Genomic DNA, 16,256 nt, shown 5'->3' with positions numbered 1-16,256 from the left:
CTCCTTTAACGACTGATGGCGGCGACAGCCGCCGCGGACGGCGCTTTGCGCAGGACATAGTAGAGCCCCGCCGGAAGCGCCAGCCCAATGAGCCAGGAGATATCGATACCGCCCAGCATCTTCACGAATGGGCCGGAATAGAATCCACTATCAATAAACGGCGTCTGTACCGCCACTCCAACGAGATAAACCCCGAGCCCCGTCACATTCCACGCCCGATATTTCCCGTTCGGATCGTTCAGCGCCTCCATGTCTATCGCCTGATGGTTGAAGAAATAGTAATCCACCAGGTTAATCGCGCTCCACGGTGTAAAGAAAGTCAACAGGAACAACAGGAAGGATTTAAACGCCGACAGGAAAGAGTGTTGCCCGATAATCGCGATAGCGGTCGCCAGGGTAATAATCATCGCCAGCACCAGCAGACGTACCGACTGGCTTACGCGCACTCGCTGCTTCCCGCAGCTGTACACCGTCGCCAGGCACATCAGGCTGCCGTAGGCATTCAGGGTATTGATCGTCAGTTTACCAAACGCGATGCTCAGATATAACAGCGTGGCAATCGCGCCGGTGCCGCCCAGGCCGACGATATAGTCCACCTCATGACCGACCAGTTTTCCCTGAGAGAGAGCGGCAGCCAGCACCCCGACGGTCATGGCGATTTGCGCGCCAATCACCGAACCGCTCCCGACGGCGAAAAAGACCTTCCCGGGAGAGGTGCTGCGCGGCAGATAGCGGGAATAATCGGCAACATAGGGGCCAAAGGTGATCTGCCAGGAAGCCGCAAGGCCGGTGGCGGTTAAAAACGTACTCCAGCTAAAGGGTCGGATACTCAGCAGGTCGCCAATAGCCGGAAAGGCACTGATTTTCCACAGCAGGTAGATAAACGCGATAATCCCCACCAGGCTTGCCAGCTTACCCAACAGGTGGATCAACCGATAGCCGACGTAGGCGATAACCAGCGTGGCGGCAGCAAAAAGCAGAATGCCGCTCGTTTCCGTAGTATGGAAAACCGCTGAGATCGCCTGGCCGGACAGCACCGCCCCGGTGGCGATAAAGCCAAGGTACATCAGGCAGACCAGCAGAATCGGCAGGCAGGCGCCGTAGACGCCGAACTGTACCCGGCTGCTGATCATCTGTGGTATCCCCAGCTGCGGCCCTTGCGCGGCATGCAATGCCATCACAATCCCGCCGGCAATCTGCCCCAGCATAAGACCGGCCAGCGACCAGAAAACATCCCCGCCGAATACAATAGTTAATGCGCCAGTGACCATGGCGGTAATTTGCAGGTTAGCCCCCAGCCACAGGGTGAACTGGCTAAAAATGCTACCGTGTCGTTCACCGTCAGGGATGGGTTCAATAGAACGTGTTTCGATGTATGTTGTGTTGTTATTATTCATGGCTGCACTCCGGTGAGGCGAAGGGGATACATTGCCCCCTTCGCCGGAGAAATTAATCCGCAATCATTGGCAGGTTAAGTCCTTGCTCTCTGGCGCATTCAATCGCGATGTCATAACCCGCATCCGCATGGCGCATCACACCGGTGGCCGGATCGTTGCTCAGCACCCGGGCAATACGTTCCGCCGCTGCATCGCTGCCGTCGCAGACAATGACGACGCCGGAGTGCTGGGAGAAGCCCATCCCTACGCCGCCGCCATGGTGCAGGGAAACCCAGGTCGCGCCACTGGCGGTATTCAGCAGCGCGTTCAGCAATGGCCAGTCGGATACCGCGTCGGAGCCGTCCTGCATCGCTTCCGTTTCGCGGTTAGGGCTGGCAACGGAGCCGGAGTCAAGATGATCGCGGCCGATCACGACTGGCGCCGACAGCTCGCCGCTGCGGACCATTTCGTTAAACGCCAGGCCCAGACGGGCGCGCTGCCCCAGGCCGACCCAGCAGATGCGGGCCGGCAGCCCCTGGAAGCTGATGCGCTCTCTGGCCATATCCAGCCAGTGGTGGAGGTGTTCGTCGTCGGGGATCAGCTCTTTAACTTTCGCGTCGGTGCGGTAGATATCCTGCGGATCGCCGGAAAGCGCCGCCCAGCGGAATGGGCCAATACCCCGGCAGAACAGCGGACGAATATAGGCGGGAACAAAGCCTGGGAAGTCAAAAGCGTTTTCCACCCCCATCTCTTTCGCCATCTGGCGGATGTTGTTGCCGTAATCGAAGGTGGGAATCTCCTGCTGCTGGAAGGCGAGCATGGCTTTAACGTGTTCGGCCATTGAGGCTTTCGCCGCGTGGATCGTCTCCACCGGGTGGGACTGCGCGCGAGCGCGGTAGTCTTCCCAGCTCATGCCCAGCGGCAGATAACCGTTGAGGGATCGTGTGCGCTGGTCTGGTCGGTCACCATGTCCGGGCGCACGCCGCGTCTTACCAGCTCCGGTAAAATTTCCGCCGCGTTGCCATGCAGCGCGATGGATACCGCTTCTCCTTTTGCGGTATAGCGGGCGATGCGGGCCAGGGCGTCATCCAGATCGCTGGCCTGCTCATCGACATAGCGGGTACGCAGACGGAAGTCGATACGCGACTGCTGGCATTCAATATTCAGCGAACAGGCTCCCGCCAGGGTTGCGGCCAGCGGCTGAGCGCCGCCCATGCCCCCCAGACCCGCAGTCAGCACCCAGCGTCCGCGCAGGCTACCGTTATAGTGCTGGCGTCCGGCTTCCACAAACGTTTCGTAAGTGCCCTGAACAATGCCCTGGCTGCCGATGTAGATCCATGAGCCGGCCGTCATTTGCCCGTACATCGCCAGACCTTGTGCATCAAGCTCGTTGAAGTGCTCCCAGTTTGCCCAGTGCGGTACGAGGTTGGAGTTGGCGATCAGCACCCGCGGGGCATTGTCGTGGGTTTTGAAAACCCCACCGGTTTACCGGACTGGATCAACAGCGTTTCATCATCATTGAGCTGCTTCAGGGTCTCAACGATCTTGTCGTAGCATTCCCAGTTGCGGGCCGCCCGGCCAATACCGCCGTACACCACCAGCTCTTTTGGATTTTCGGCGACATCGGGATCCAGGTTGTTCATCAGCATGCGCAGCGGCGCCTCTGTGAACCAACTTTTTGCGTTCAGCTTAGTGCCTCGCGGGGCTCTGATTTCAACATCGCGAAAACGGGTTGCTTGTTTACTCATGCGCTTTACCTTCTTATCTGTAACCTGTCATATGCTACTTAATCGTAAATTTTATTTTTTACGGCTTAGTTGTGTATACATGATAAGCATATTGAATGCCAGGTTAGTAATGAATTTATAAAACATATAAAATACAGCAAGTTAACATTAAATCAGAGAGGCATCCTGCGCTATACCATCGTGAACACACTGTGGTGATGTGCCATTATGGTGCAATAATACAGCTCTCTGCCTTATTTTTGTGCACCAAAACATCACAAAAAGATAACACCAGTGCATTTTCTATCTCGTCATGACTTCTTATCTCGCCATAAACGGCAGTACCCTATAACGGAAAAATACACTAATGAATTGTTTTAAATAACTAAATATCCATCTTATTGCGTATTTCACTGGTACTGACACAAGCGTTTTTGTTGTACATACAAGATTACCTATAGCAGAATTTTGTCGCGTGACTCCCCTGCACTCGGGAACACCACACACAACAATCAGACGCGTGAAGAAGATTACCTTCCAGAATGTGGCTGAGCACTACGACAACGGTTCGATCGAAGTAAATGGCCTTAGCCTGGTAGCACCGTGTGGCAATATTAGGGTATTTGTCGGCCCTTCGGGCTGTGGAAAACCGAGCAAATGGATATCGTGCAACTGCGCCACTAAAAGTAAAGCCAGAGCCGGGGGAATTACTGGAAGTCGTCGGTCTGGATCCGCAAATCGCCAAACCTTCCGCTGACAGCTTTCCGGAGGCCAGCAGCAGCGCGTGGGCGTTGCCCGCGCCCTGGCGGCAGACCCGTAGTTTATGTTGATGGACGAACCGTTCAGCGCGGTCGACCCGGTGGTCCGCGAACAGCTGCAGGAAGAGTTTTTGCGTATTCAGAAAGAGGTGAGCAAAACCATCATTATGGTCACTCACGATATTGATGAAGCCATGAAGCTCGGCGACCTGGTCGCGGTACTTAAACCTGGCGGCAAGCTGGCGCAGATGGCCTCTCCAGGCGAACTGCTCAATACGCCGCAAAACGCCTTTGTGTCGGACTTTATCGGCAAAGACAGAGGCTATAGCAAACTGAGTTTCCACGCCGCCGACACAGAAACCGGGTTACGCAACGAGCCCTATGCCGAGCTGGACTGTTCCTTCGAGCAGTCCAAAGAGATGACCATCGACCGCTGGCTGCTGGTTACCCAAAACGGCAAAGCGTTTGGCTGGTTCGACACCCATCAGCCGGCAACAGCAATTACCCACGACAACATCAATCTGGGGGCGACGTTCCACCAGCAGGGGAGCCCGTTGCGCCATTTACTGGACGCTGCACTGAGCTCGCCCAACCACCGGGCCGTGATCGTCGATGAACGGCAAATCCCGCAGGGGACCATCCACCTCGATCAAGTACTCGACATGTGTAAATCCACGCGCCAGGAGGGAGCATGAGATTCGATTGGCTATGGGCGCAGAGCGATTAAATCTTCAACCTGTTTCTCTGGCACAGCTATCTCGCAATTGTGCAGGTAGTAATAGGGGTAATTCTGGCGCCCCCTGTAGCCTGGGGCATTCACCACCTGCCATCGGTCGAGTCGGCGATCGTTAACCTGTTTGGCATACTGTATACCATTCGGTCACTGGCGCTGTTTGTGCTGCTGCCCCCGCTGCTCCACACGCAGATTCTGGACCCCATTAATGTTGTTGTCGCACTTGCCATCGGCAGCTTTGCGCTACTGGTTTGCACCGTCTGCGACGGGCTGGACTCCGTATCGGCCGATACCCGTCAGTCCGCGGCAGCGCTCGGGTATAAACCCGCCCAGCAGTTTTTCCAGAACGACCCGCCGCTGGCCGTGCCGGTGATTCGTTACGGTCTGTGCGTTGCCGTGGTGTTTAAGGTCAGAATCGTTTCCGTCGCGGCATTAATTGGCACACCACAGCTCGGCTCGCTGTTTACCCTGGGGCTTCCTGCTGCAATTTCTGACTCCCATCATCGGTGGGATCGCGGACAGCATCATTCTGGCGCTGCTGCTGGATATGCTGGTGGTTTACGCCACTCGTCAACTCAGCAACTGGCAACCTCAGAGAGGATAATTATGCTTCAGAACTCGCTTAGTATACGCTGTATCCCCCAGATCCGCGGTGCGCCAACGGCGCTTGCCGTTGCGATTGCCCAGTTGAGCACCGCTTCCCAGCCCCGTTGCGACTAAATAACCAATACGCATCTCAGCGGGCTGCCGGCCTTTCTTATCTCGCCGGATTCGGGGTACTCCGGGATGATGATCCCACCCTACGTCGCCGCTGCGCTGGCGGGCGATAACCGCAGTCTGGCCGGCCCGGTCAGTATCCACACGGTGTCCACCTGCGCCGGTCAGGAAGATCATGTCAGCATGTGGAGGTTGCCGCCGCACGCATAGCGCTTCAGGCGGTAGAAACGCCGTGGACATCGTCGCCATCGAACTGCTGTGCGCCTGTCAGGCGCTGAAGTTCCATCGCCCGCTGCGTGCCGCCGTGGGCAGCGAGGCGACGCTGGAGAGAGTGCGTCAGGCGTGCCGTTTCGGGATAAAGATACGCTGCTCTACCCCGATATACATGCGCTACGCGCCCTGATTCATCAGGGCGAACTCAGCGCGATGCTGCAGGCATTGTGCGAAGAGGAGTGACAACAGGCGCCGCAGATGGAGCCTGCGGCGTGATTAAAGGGGAACCAGCGTGATGCGGGCCAGACGCACGCCCGGAGAGTCCTGGATAACCAGCGCCACCGCTTCATCCACCAGCAGGCTGTCGTAATGTTCCAGTAAATAGCGTTGGTCGCCGACGCTCACCCGCAACGCGGGCCCGGCATTAAACAATATCCGCAGTCCGCCCTGATACGACCACGTTCCCGCCCCGCACCAGCTCACCGTCGCCCGCAGAGCGGCTTCCCGGTAAATCACATTAAAATCCAGCAGCGGGCCGCCGACAATCTCACAGGATACGCCGCTCGCGCCGTTGAACCCCAGCGCCTGGAAAGGCGCAATCAATGCGCTGCGCTGCCCATCGATTGTCAGGTACATCCCGCCGCCTTCCAGCACGCTGATATTGCGCAGGTAGCCGGGAAATGTGGAGAACGGACCAGGCTGGCGAATGGTCGCCAGGGATATACGCCATTCATATTCTCCCGATTCCGGATAGCGGGCCACTTCGCGCGTCACGCCCAGGCCGTTTTTCCAGGGCATTTCCGTATACAACCCGGCAGGGAGCAGACGGATCATTTGCGCATGCTCCCTTCCAGACGGTAACGCGGACCGGGATAGACCAGGCGCACGCTGGTGACGATTTTCTTCTCCTGACGGCCGGTCCACGTCCGACGATTGACCAGCAGACAAGGCGTATGTTCATCAATTTCCAGGTAAACACACTCGGCCCGCGTGACGTTGACCGCTTCAATAACGTGTTCGCCTTCAACAATCGGCGCAATTGAGGAGAGATAGGCGTTCGGCGTGATACGTGTAAAATCCTGCTGCAGGTAGTCAGGCACAACCTGCATATTCACCAGTCGGTCTTCCAGCATAACCGGTACGCCATTTTCATAATGGCAAATCAGCGAATGGTACAGACCGCAACCCTGCTGCATGCCAAAGCTGAACGCCTGCTGGGCATCGGCTTCGATTTCCGTCAGTCTGAAAACTCTGGCGTGGTGGCGATGGCCACGGCTGACGATTTCGTCAGCGATATTGTTAATGTCCAGCAACGCCGACTGACCGCGAATTTCGGCGACAAAAGTACCGACCCCCTGCATTCGCACCAGCAAGCCCTCCGCGGTCAGTTCTCGCAACGCGCGGTTAATCGTCATCCTGCTATAACCAAACAGCGTAACCAGTTCGCTTTCAGAGGGAACACGGTAATTCGCGGGCCATGCCCCGCTGTGGATCTTGGTTTTGATCATGACCTTTACCCTTTCATAAAAGGGGGCGGGATGTTCAAGTATCTCATCCACGGAATCCGAATTTGACAAGTCATTACGCGCCATTAACCATTCCTCATATGCTGACGTTGTCAGTTTACTCTATGACCTGTTAGATGTATATATATGTACAAGTATATTAGCACTAATAATAAGGTGGTAAAATGGCAGTCTGGTTGGCAGAAAAAGCGCTTTTGTCTGATGGCTGGGCAAATAACGTCGGCATAACCGTGTCCGAAGAAGGCATCATAACCGCGCTGGAAAAGAACGCAGCGCCGAGTCCGCATGCGACGCGCATCAAAGGGGTCGTCGTGCCGGGTATGCCAAACCTGCACTCCCATGCCTTCCAGCGGGCGATGGCCGGGTTAACGGAGGTCGCGGGAAACCCGTCGGATAGCTTCTGGACCTGGCGGGATCTGATGTACAGGCTGGTAGATAAAATAACGCCAGAACAGCTGGAAACCATCGCCAGCTATCTGTACATCGAAATGCTCAAAGCCGGGTACACCTCGGTCGCCGAATTCCACTATCTGCATCACAGCAGCAGCGGCGCGCCTTATGAAGAGCGGACGGAATTAGCGCTGCGTATCGCCAGAGCAGCGAAACATACCGGCATCGGCCTAACGCTGCTGCCCGTCCTGTACAGTTACGCCGGGTTTGGCGCGCAGCCGCCCTCCGTTGGACAGCGCCGCTTTATCAACGATAGCGACAGCTACCTGACAATGTACGAGTCGCTCACATCGCGGCTGGCCGGCGAGCCAATGCAGCGTACCGGTCTGTGCTTCCACTCATTACGGGCCGTTACGCCGGAGCAGATTGGCGCCATTCTGGCCTGCCATCCTGGCCAGCAGCCGATTCATATTCATATTGCTGAACAGCAAAAAGAGGTGGATGACTGCCTGGCCTGGTCCGGCGAGCGCCCGGTGGAGTGGCTGTACAACAATCTCCCCGTGGATTCGCGCTGGTGCCTGATCCACGCCACTCATCTGACGCCTCAGGAAACGATGAAGATCGCCACATCCGGTGCGGTGGCCGGCCTGTGCCTGACCACCGAAGCCAATCTCGGCGATGGCATATTCCCCGGCCCACAATATCTGGAGAATAACGGCGTCTGGGGAATTGGTTCCGACAGCCACATTAGCGTCAGCGTCAGCGAGGATTTACGCTGGTTCGAATACGGGCAGCGCCTGATAGCCCAGCGCCGCAATCGGCTCATCGTCCCAGGCGAGCCTCACGTTGGCAACGTGCTGTATCAAGGGGCACTACGAGGCGGCGCCAGAGCGCTGGGCCAAAACATTGGCCAGCTAAGCGTAGGATATCGGGCCGATCTGGTCGTATTGGATAGCCAGAATCCCTTTATCGCCAGCGCAGAAGACCAGATGCTGCTCAACCGTTGGATCTTCGCCTGTTCATCTAATCCCATTACCGCGGTGATGACTGGCGGACGCTGGGTGATTGAGGATGGGCATCACCATCAAGAAGAATCTGTCTCACAGGCATTTATTCAGGTAATGAAACATCTTGCAGTCTGACATCGAACAAACCGGTTCAACGACGGTGAACCGGTTTTGTTTCTGAATGAAGTTTAAATAATTCAAATGATTTTACTAACGGGATCATGTCGGTCGTGAAGCATCGCCCCTCTTGCTTGGCTTCACTCCTTGCAATTCAGGAGGTGAATACCTTTTAATGCAGAATTATAAGTTACTGGTTATCTCATGAATCAATATGCTATTTAGGGTAATGACTCCAAATTATTGATAGTGTTTTATGTTCAGATAATGCCCGATGACTTTGTCATGCAACTCCACCGATTTTGAGAACGACAGCGACTTCCGTCCCAGCCTTGCCAGATGCTGCCTCAGATTCAGGTTATGCCGCTCATTTCGCTGCGTATATCGCTTGCTGATAACGTGCAGTTTTCCCTTCAGGCGGGATTCATACAGCGGCCAGCCATCCGTCATCCATATCACCACGTCAAAGGGTGACAGCAGGCTCATAAGACGCTCCAGCGTCGCTATAGTGCGTTCACCGAATACGTGCGCAACAACCGCCTTCCGGAGCCTGTCATACGCGTAAAACAGCCAGCGCTGCCGCGATTTAGCCCCGACGTAGCCCCACTGTTCGTCCATTTCCGCGCAGACGATGACGTCACTGCCCGGCTGTATGCGCGAGGTTACCGACTGCGGCCTGAGTTTTTTAAGTGACGTAAAATCGTGTTGAGGCCAGCGCCCATAATGCGGGCGGTTGCCCGGCATCCAACGCCATTCATGGCCATATCAATGATTTTCTGGTGCGTACCGGGTTGAGAGGCGGTGTAAGTGAACTGTAGCTGCCATGTTTTACGGCAGTGAGAGCAGAGATAGCGCTGATGTCCGCCAGTGCTTTTGCCGTTCGCACCACCCCGTCAGTAGCTGAACAGGAGGGACTGCTGATAAAAACAGAAGCCACTGGAGCACCTCAAAAACACCATCATACGCTTAATCAGTAAGTTGGCAGCATCACCGTGATGACCAGTCCCAGTATCAGATACAACCATCAGTTTGTCATGTCGGTTGGTTGACCCTGACCCCGAATATGGTCCATTCGTAATCAGGAATAACAGACTTCATGTTGACTGCATATTCTGCCAACAGGCAGACTTCTCTGCGAATTTGAATGGCGTCATCCAACCGGGTATATAATACGGACGCCTCTGGTTATAGTGTATGCACCAGGCCTCGATTCTGCACCGTGCAACCTCCAGAGACATGTACCAGTCCTTGTTCAGTCATTCCTGTCGCAGACTGCCATTGAACGACTCCACTGTGGCATTGTCCCTCGGTGTTCCCGGCCTGGAAAAGTCTATATGGCCCTCCCCTTCATACACCAACTTGTCCAGCATTTTCCAGCAAATTCAAAGCCGTTATGAGTTTTCAGCAACTGTGGTAAGAGACGTGTGAGGGCAATGGTGTTCATCTCTGCGATCTCCGTTGAGCGCTGATTCTGGCCCACGCAGATCCCAAGAGATTCGCGTGTGTAGAGATCAATGACTGTCAGCTGGCGTAACCGACGCCCGTCAAATATGGCATCAGAAAAAAGTCCATGCCCCAGGCATGATTCGGATACAGCCCCTGCTCGCTGTAGAGTCGGTAAATACGCTTATGTTTATCCCGCCAGCCCTCCCGCCTTAGCATAACGTGAACCCTCCGGTAGCAATAGTGAACCCGTGTCTCGGTGATCCCACTGATACGCGAGCGCAATGCGCTGTCGTCTGTCGACACAGAACGGTAGCGTAGAGAGCTGCGGCTGACCCGTAGCGCAAAACAACACCGCCTCTCACTGGCTCTATAGCGTACCTGCAGGTTACGGCCCCATTCGCGCAGACGCGCCAGCGTCAGTTCTTTTTTGCCAGCACGTCTTCAGCATGGCCTTGTCGAGGCTCAGAACGGCAACCAGCATCTTCAGCCTGAGATTCTCATCCACAAGCTACCGCATGTGCTTCAGTTCGGTAGGAGATGTTGCTCCATTTTTTTCGTCACGTATAACACGTGGGATCATAAATACCCTGCTTACGGCAGGCCTCCGGCACGGACGTCACCGGATCAGCCTGCTTCAGGGCAAAAACAATCTGCTCTTCGGTGAATCGTGATTTTTGGGGTCGTTTGCGGGAGAGGGCGAAATCCTACGCTAAGGCTTTGGCCAACGATATTCTCCGGTAAGATTGATGTGTTCCCAGGGGATAGGAGAAGTCGCTTGATATCTAGTATGACGTCTGTCGCACCTGCTTGATCGCGGCCGCGATAGCTAGATCGCGTTGCTCCTCTTCTCCATCCGCGTTCCAAGCTGCGGAAAGGCACCCATAAGCGTACGCCTGGTCGAGCAGGCGACGCGGATCGACGTCCAGCGCACGAGAGAATGCGTCCGCCATCTGTGCAATGCGTCTAGGATCGAGACAAAGGTCGTCTCTGTCAGCCGGATCGTAGAACATATTGGCGGCGCCAAAGCCCACTTCACCGACCAGACCGACGGGATCTATCACCAGCCAGCCGCGACTGGAGAACATGATGTTTTCATGATGCAGATCGCCATGTAGCCCACGCAGTTCCGAGGCATTGCTCATCATTTGATCGGCTATAATCGCCGCGTGGACGTAGTCAGTTTGACAACCTGCGTTTTGATCATCGCGCGCCCGCTGAAACAAAGCTGCAAAGCGATCCCGGATCGGGAGAAGGGCAGAAGGCAGGGGTTCCTCAGATGCGGCATACAGCTTCGCCATTAGTTCCGCTGCAATTTCGGTCGCCTGGTAGTCGCCGTGCTCGGCAACGATGTGAGAGAGCATTCGCTCCCCGGCATATTCGAGCAACATCAGATTGTTCTCACGACCGAGCAACCGGACTGCTCCCCTCCCATTGCGCCATACCAGATAGTCGGCCCCGCGCAGTTCATCAGCAATGTCTTCTATAGGTTTCAATCCCTTGACGATTGCAGGAGTCCCGTCTGGCAATGAAACTTTCCAAACGAGGCTGGAAAAGGTGTCCGCAATGAGAACAGGTTGCGAAACGTGCCAATGAGCAGGAAAAACAGGCGGCATGAACATCAACCCCAAGTCAGAGGGTCCAATCGCAGATAGAAGGCAAGGCGTTCGCGGTCGGGGGCTTCGATCCCCAATACATTGAATAGGACAGCGAAGGCGCGCTCTGCTTCATCTGGCGCTGCCCAGTTCTCTTCGGCGTTAGCAATCATGAGTGCCAAATCGGCATAGCGATCTGCTGTTCCGAGCCGCCCAAGGTCGATCAGACCCGTGCATTGAAGAGTTTTAGGGTCCACCATGAAGTTCGGCATGCAGGGATCACCATGGCAAACAACCATATCGGTGCGCTCTTGGTCGAGCCGCACCGGTAGCTCTCGTTCGACACGAGCCAAAAGATCGAGCTGCGGCGTACTCTTGTCCTCGTCCGGTAAGAAGTCGGGATTGACGGCATTGCGGGACACCACATCAACGGCGCGTCCGAACATTCGCGACAGCCTGCGCTCAAACGGACATTGATCAACCGATAGGCTGTGAACAGCGCCAAGTTGCTGCCCCATTGACGGCCACGCTTTGAGCAAATCCGCTCCAGACAGATCAGCCGCCGGTACTCCCGGAATTGCCGTTATCACCAAGCATGCACCCTCCTGTTCCTCCTGCCAGTTGATCACCTCGGGGCAAGCCACACCTCGACCTTTGAGCCAAATGAGGCGGTCACGCTCTCCAGCGAGCTCACCGCGGCGGGAAGCAGGTGCGATTTTCGCGAAGGCATGCCCGTCACCACGTCGAAAAACAAAATCACCAGATTCTCCGCCTCTGACAGGCAACCAGTCAGAATGCGATTCACCAAAAAAAATATTAGTTCGATTCAATGGAGGTTCCTTCAGTTTTCTGATGAAGCGCGGAGGTGGCTCAACCTGCGAAAAGAAACGAGTTGCTACGTAAGTCCGAGAACATGCTTTCCATGGTCTCTGAGCTCGCCTTTGGGACCGACATATCGGTAGAGAGTGACGCGCTCGATGCCGAGTTCCTTGCAGAGATCGGAAACTGAAGTATCGCGCTGGGCCATGGCGGCTTGCGCGAGACGCACCTGAGCTTTGGTGAGCGCGAATTTTCGTCCGCCCTTGCGACCGCGCGCTCTCGCGGAGGCGAGACCCGCCATGGTGCGCTCTCGGATCAGATCCCGCTCGAACTCGGCCAAGGTGGCGAAGATTCCGAACACCATGCGACCGGACGCAGTCGTGGTGTCGATCTGAGCGCCCTTTCCAGTCAGAACCCGCAGGCCGATCTTGCGGTCTGACAGCTCCTTCACCGTGTTGACCAGATGGGCAAGCGATCGTCCGAGGCGATCGAGCTTCCAGACCACCAGCACATCGCCGTCACGCAATGACTTGAGGCAGGCAGTCAAGCCAGGGCGATCATCACGACCGCCGGAAGCAAGATCATCATAGATATTGTCCCGTTCGACACCTGCGGCGCGCAAGGCGTCGTGCTGCAGGTCGAGAGACTGCGAGCCATCGGCTTTGGAGACGCGGGCATATCCGATCAGCATGTATCACAAACGTTGGTTTGAGGCGGCGCTTCGGCCACGATTGCATTGACCTCTGGAAATGTATCTCAACCAGCTTCATAAACAAAGCGTCTTGAACGCTATCAGATTTTGAAAAAGGAACATGTATGCCGCGTCGCGTCACTCTAACCGATCGGCAGAAAGACGCGCTGTTGCGCTTGCCGACTTCACAGACGGATTTGCTCAAGCACTATACGCTGAGTGATGAAGACCTTGGGCATATCAGGCTGCGTCGGCGCGCTCACAACAGGTTCGGCTTCGCCCTGCAATTGTGTGTCCTGCGCTATCCCGGCCGGGTGCTGGCTCCAGGCGAACTGATCCCTGCAGAGGTCATCGAATTTATCGGAGCGCAGCTTGGCCTGGGTGCCGACGATCTCGTAGACTATGCTGCCCGCGAGGAAACACGGCACGAGCATCTTGCCGAGTTACGGGGGCTCTACGGCTTCCGCACCTTCTCCGGACGTGGTGCGAGCGAGCTGAAGGAATGGTTGTTCCGAGAAGCCGAGATGGCGGTGTCGAACGAGGATATCGCCCGTCGCTTCGTAGCCGAGTGCCGACGCACCCGCACTGTCCTTCCCGCGACATCCACGATCGAGCGGCTTTGTGCCGCGGCTCTCGTCGATGCCGAGCGACGCATCGAGACGAGGATCGCCAGTCGGCTGCCTATGTCGATCCGAGAACAGTTGCTGGCATTGCTCGAGGAGACGGCTGATGATCGGGTGACCCGTTTTGTGTGGCTGCGCCAGTTCGAGCCTGGCTCGAACTCTTCGTCGGCCAACCGGCTGCTCGACCGGCTCGAATATCTGCAACGCATCGATCTCCCCGAGGATCTGCTTGCCGGCGTTCCTGCCCATCGGGTGACTCGTCTGCGCAGGCAGGGTGAACGGTATTATGCCGACGGCATGCGCGATCTCCCGGAGGACAGGCGGCTTGCGATCTTGGCTGTTTGCGTCTCGGAATGGCAGGCGATGTTGGCCGACGCAGTGGTCGAAACCCACGACCGGATCGTCGGCCGTCTCTACCGTGCTTCGGAGCGTATTTGCCATGCAAAGGTCGCAGACGAAGCGGGGGTGGTGCGTGACACCCTGAAATCCTTCGCCGAGATCGGGGGCGCCCTGGTCGATGCACAGGATGATGGCCAGCCGCTGGGCGATGTCATCGCGAGTGGGTCAGGGTGGGACGGCTTAAAAACCCTTGTTGCAATGGCAACCAGGCTGACCGCCACCATGGCCGACGATCCGCTCAATCATGTGCTCGACGGTTATCACCGCTTCCGCCGATACGCTCCACGCATGTTGCGCCTGCTCGATCTGCGAGCTGCGCCCGTTGCACTGCCGCTTCTGGAAGCGGTGACGGCCCTTCGTACCGGTTTGAACGATGCCGCGATGACCAGCTTCTTGCGGCCCAGCTCGAAATGGCATCGCCACCTTCGGGCCCAGAGGGCTGGCGACGCTCGCCTATGGGAGATCGCGGTGCTGTTCCATCTGCGCGATGCGTTCCGCTCCGGAGATGTCTGGCTTACTAGGTCCCGGCGCTATGGCGATCTGAAACACGCACTCGTTCCGGCACAATCCATCGCGGAAGGCGGTCGTCTCGCTGTGCCATTGCGGCCGGAGGAATGGCTGGCAGACCGGCAAGCTCGCCTCGACATGCGGTTGCGCGAGCTTGGCCGTGCCGCTCGCGCAGGCACGATCCCGGGCGGGTCGATTGAAAACGGCGTTCTGCATATCGAGAAACTCGAAGCCGCCGCGCCGACAGGCGCCGAAGATCTGGTGCTCGATCTCTACAAGCAGATCCCGCCCACGCGCATCACCGATCTCCTGCTGGAGGTGGATGCGGCGACCGGCTTCACCGAAGCGTTCACCCATCTGCGCACAGGAGCACCCTGCGCTGACCGGATCGGGCTAATGAACGTTATCTTGGCGGAAGGGATCAACCTCGGCTTGCGCAAAATGGCGGATGCGACAAACACCCACACCTTCTGGGAATTGATCCGCATTGGACGGTGGCATGTCGAGGGCGAAGCCTATGACCGGGCGCTGGCCATGGTGGTCGAGGCACAGGCAGCGTTACCCATGGCCCGGTTCTGGGGCATGGGCACGTCGGCTTCGAGCGACGGACAGTTCTTCGTCGCTACAGAGCAAGGTGAGGCCATGAACCTGGTCAACGCGAAATATGGCAATACCCCGGGCCTGAAAGCCTATAGCCACGTCTCCGACCAATATGCGCCGTTCGCAACCCAGGTGATTCCTGCAACGGCAAGCGAAGCGCCTTACATCCTCGATGGCCTGCTGATGAACGATGCTGGACGCCATATCCGCGAGCAGTTCACCGACACGGGCGGCTTCACCGATCACGTCTTTGCCGCATGTGCCATTCTCGGCTACCGGTTCGCTCCGCGCATCCGCGACCTGCCATCCAAACGGCTCTACGCGTTCAATCCGTCGGCCGCCCCGGCGCACCTGCGAGCGTTGATCGGCGGAAAGGTCAACCAAGCCATGATCGAGCGCAATTGGCCCGACATCCTGCGCATCGCCGCCACCATTGCTGCCGGGACCGTCGCGCCAAGCCAGATTCTGCGGAAACTCGCCTCCTATCCGCGGCAGAACGAGCTCGCGACAGCCCTGCGGGAAGTCGGTCGCGTCGAGCGCACCCTGTTCATGATCGACTGGATTCTGGATGCCGAACTCCAACGGCGTGCCCAGATCGGGCTCAACAAAGGCGAAGCTCATCATGCGCTGAAGCGGGCAATCAGCTTCCACCGCCGCGGTGAAATCCGCGACCGTTCCGCCGAAGGCCAGCATTACCGCATCGCCGGCATGAATCTGCTCGCCGCCATCATCATCTTCTGGAACACCATGAAGCTCGGCGAGGTCGTTGCAAACCAGAAACGCGATGGAAAGCTGCTATCGCCCGATCTCTTGGCCCATGTTTCGCCGCTCGGATGGGAACACATCAATCTCACCGGAGAATATCGCTGGCCAAAGCCTTAGCGTAGGATTCCGCCCCCTCCCGCAAACGACCCCTTTTTCATCGGCACGAACTCACCACCTCCGTTCAGGGAGTGTAGAACATGCCGGCATTTTGTTTCTGAATGGTGCAGGAGTTCGAGTCAGGGTTAGCTTA

9 protein-coding genes and 5 pseudogenes are annotated in these 16,256 nt (G+C 56.8%); 5 read left to right on the top strand and 9 right to left on the bottom strand.

Annotated features, from left to right (window positions below):
* Window positions 1-5: 5 nt before the first annotated feature.
* Both BJF97_RS29185 and hutU read right to left on the bottom strand, forming a co-directional pair.
* Window positions 6-1,397, bottom strand: a complete 1,392-nt coding sequence (locus BJF97_RS29185; RefSeq protein ID WP_004118873.1) for a purine-cytosine permease family protein — start codon at window positions 1,395-1,397, stop codon at window positions 6-8.
* A gap of 52 nt (window positions 1,398-1,449) precedes the next feature.
* Window positions 1,450-3,124: pseudogene (hutU, locus tag BJF97_RS29180) on the bottom strand (urocanate hydratase).
* A gap of 802 nt (window positions 3,125-3,926) precedes the next feature.
* Between hutU and BJF97_RS35455 the strand changes: the two are divergent.
* The 3 genes and pseudogenes from BJF97_RS35455 to BJF97_RS35745 all read left to right on the top strand — a co-directional run.
* Entirely contained in the window at window positions 3,927-4,556 is a 630-nt protein-coding gene (locus BJF97_RS35455) for a hypothetical protein (RefSeq protein WP_269466369.1), read from the top strand.
* 32 nt (window positions 4,557-4,588) lie between these two features.
* Window positions 4,589-5,198, top strand: a pseudogene (locus tag BJF97_RS29170) (ABC transporter permease).
* A gap of 59 nt (window positions 5,199-5,257) precedes the next feature.
* Window positions 5,258-5,767 (top strand): annotated as a pseudogene (locus BJF97_RS35745) (aromatic amino acid lyase); the annotation flags it as partial.
* Between the two features lie 33 nt (window positions 5,768-5,800).
* Here BJF97_RS35745 and BJF97_RS29165 read toward each other — a convergent pair.
* The gene (locus BJF97_RS29165; RefSeq protein WP_004118884.1) at window positions 5,801-6,358 is read right to left on the bottom strand and encodes a HutD/Ves family protein; all 558 of its coding nucleotides are present in this window, start codon (window positions 6,356-6,358) and stop codon (window positions 5,801-5,803) included.
* Complete coding sequence (gene hutC / locus BJF97_RS29160; RefSeq protein ID WP_032413289.1) at window positions 6,355-7,116, bottom strand: histidine utilization repressor; 762 nt, start codon at window positions 7,114-7,116, stop codon at window positions 6,355-6,357. Before hutC ends, BJF97_RS29165 begins: the two co-directional genes overlap by 4 nt.
* Before the next feature lie 98 nt (window positions 7,117-7,214).
* Here hutC and BJF97_RS29155 point away from each other — a divergent pair, with 98 nt between their 5' ends.
* A complete protein-coding gene (locus BJF97_RS29155) occupies window positions 7,215-8,582 on the top strand; it encodes a formimidoylglutamate deiminase (RefSeq protein WP_048293680.1) in 1,368 nt (455 codons plus the stop codon).
* A 222-nt stretch (window positions 8,583-8,804) separates the two neighbouring features.
* Here BJF97_RS29155 and BJF97_RS29150 read toward each other — a convergent pair.
* The 5 genes and pseudogenes from BJF97_RS29150 to BJF97_RS29130 form a co-directional block, all read right to left on the bottom strand.
* A pseudogene (locus BJF97_RS29150) lies at window positions 8,805-9,501 on the bottom strand (IS1 family transposase).
* 157 nt (window positions 9,502-9,658) lie between these two features.
* A pseudogene (locus BJF97_RS29145) lies at window positions 9,659-10,660 on the bottom strand (integrase core domain-containing protein).
* A 132-nt stretch (window positions 10,661-10,792) separates the two neighbouring features.
* A complete protein-coding gene (locus tag BJF97_RS29140) occupies window positions 10,793-11,629 on the bottom strand; it encodes an aminoglycoside O-phosphotransferase APH(6)-Id (RefSeq protein ID WP_000480968.1) in 837 nt (278 codons plus the stop codon).
* Window positions 11,629-12,432, bottom strand: a complete 804-nt coding sequence (gene aph(3'')-Ib / locus BJF97_RS29135; RefSeq protein ID WP_001082319.1) for an aminoglycoside O-phosphotransferase APH(3'')-Ib — start codon at window positions 12,430-12,432, stop codon at window positions 11,629-11,631. Before aph(3'')-Ib ends, BJF97_RS29140 begins: the two co-directional genes overlap by 1 nt.
* Window positions 12,433-12,497: 65 nt before the next feature.
* Window positions 12,498-13,112, bottom strand: a complete 615-nt coding sequence (locus BJF97_RS29130; RefSeq protein ID WP_000904906.1) for a recombinase family protein — start codon at window positions 13,110-13,112, stop codon at window positions 12,498-12,500.
* A 125-nt stretch (window positions 13,113-13,237) separates the two neighbouring features.
* On the opposite strand from BJF97_RS29130, the gene BJF97_RS29125 reads away from it, so the two are divergent.
* Complete coding sequence (locus BJF97_RS29125; RefSeq protein ID WP_001138082.1) at window positions 13,238-16,123, top strand: Tn3 family transposase; 2,886 nt, start codon at window positions 13,238-13,240, stop codon at window positions 16,121-16,123.
* Window positions 16,124-16,256 lie beyond the last annotated feature (133 nt).

This window comes from Klebsiella sp. LTGPAF-6F (genome assembly GCF_001753185.1).
GTDB classification, from domain to species: domain Bacteria; phylum Pseudomonadota; class Gammaproteobacteria; order Enterobacterales; family Enterobacteriaceae; genus Klebsiella; species Klebsiella michiganensis.
Note: the sequence above shows the minus strand (reverse complement) of the source record. Positions and strands in the feature narration are given on the sequence as shown.